Raw genomic sequence first — 1,294 nt, 5'->3', positions numbered from 1 at the left:
GGCCTTTAGGTTTGCATTATAGAATTACTAGGTGAAAAATGGATGTAATATCTATCTGATTTAGAGTCAATTCAAATATTTAATATATTAAAAAAGAATGGGGTGAACTTTCGCCGCGGCAAGGTTAGTGACCTATTCTCCGTATCAGTCCCCATTCTTAATTGAGTTGCCAAATAACCAGTTAGAATTTTAGGCTTCAAGGCCTGTTAAAGGTTTTAGTTTCCGCAACTCTCATTTGTTAAACTTTAATAGTCAAGTTATGAATTTCAAATCAATTATCGGAATCGATATAAGTAAATCTACTCTTGATGCCTACCTTAAAATCAATCATTCTCATGCTACCTTTTCAAACAACGAAAAGGGGTATTTGGAGCTTGTGGAATGGGTCATGGAAAACTCCGGCTTGGTATTGGCCAAAGAGCTTCTTTTTGGATTCGAATCCACCGGTATCTATTCTTCACAAATTGCTTCGTTTCTTGAGAGATACGGGTTGCCATTCTACATCATGTCCGGCCTTGAGCTCAAGCGTTCCTTAGGGATAAGAAGAGGAAAATCAGATAAAGCAGATTCGAAAGATATTGCAGAATATCTCTACGAAAAGCAGGAAAAAATCACTCCAACTGTGCTCCCCTCCCAGACTATTCTTAGCTTAAAAAAGCTGCTGTCCTACCGGGAAAGGCTGGTTAAAGAGAGAGCAGCTTTTAAAACACGGCTTAAAGAATATGATTCTGTGATACCTGAAAATGGTATGAAAGTTTATCAAAGCTCCCATGAAACAGTTATAGCCTGCTTGAATGAACAAATCAAAACCATTGAAAATGAAATGGAGCAGCTTCTTAAAAAAGACAGCTTTCTGACTGAGCAATATAACCTGATCAACTCAATCAAGGGAGTGGGTCCACAGACCGCTCTAACACTTATTATTTTGACAGAAGGATTCTCTAGGTTTAGTACTTGGAGAAAATTCGCCAGTTACGCTGGTACAGCTCCCTTCCCCAATCAGTCAGGGACATTCAAAGGAAAAACCAAGACAAGCCAATTAGCCAACAAAAGGATTAAGTCACTGTTGACGATGTGTGCAAGCACCTCCATCCAATACAATACAGAAATGAAGAAATATTATGAAAGAAGAGTCAATGAAGGGAAAAACAAAATGAGTACACTCAACATCATTAGAAATAAAATCATTGCCAGAGCTTTCGCTGTAATCAACCGAAACTCCAGCTATGTAGACACTTTCAAATATGCCGCATAAAATTTCCTTTTGTCCTTGTTTTAACCTTAGAATACGGAG

Annotated in this window: 1 protein-coding gene; it reads left to right on the top strand. The window is 38.1% G+C overall.

The features are described 5' to 3' along the window. Positions 1 to 259: 259 nt before the first annotated feature. Positions 260 to 1,255 (top strand): IS110 family RNA-guided transposase, encoded by a 996-nt coding sequence (locus GJS45_RS23565; RefSeq protein ID WP_162344348.1) that lies wholly within the window; start codon positions 260 to 262, stop codon positions 1,253 to 1,255. Positions 1,256 to 1,294 lie beyond the last annotated feature (39 nt).

Source organism: Cyclobacterium salsum, assembly GCF_010119245.1.
GTDB lineage: Bacteria > Bacteroidota > Bacteroidia > Cytophagales > Cyclobacteriaceae > Cyclobacterium > Cyclobacterium salsum.
Note: the sequence above shows the minus strand (reverse complement) of the source record. Positions and strands in the feature narration are given on the sequence as shown.

Coding starts and splice junctions, on each gene's coding strand:
- GJS45_RS23565 (WP_162344348.1), top strand. CDS start 260: ATGAATTTCAAATCAATTATCGGAATCGATATAAGTAAATCTACTCTT.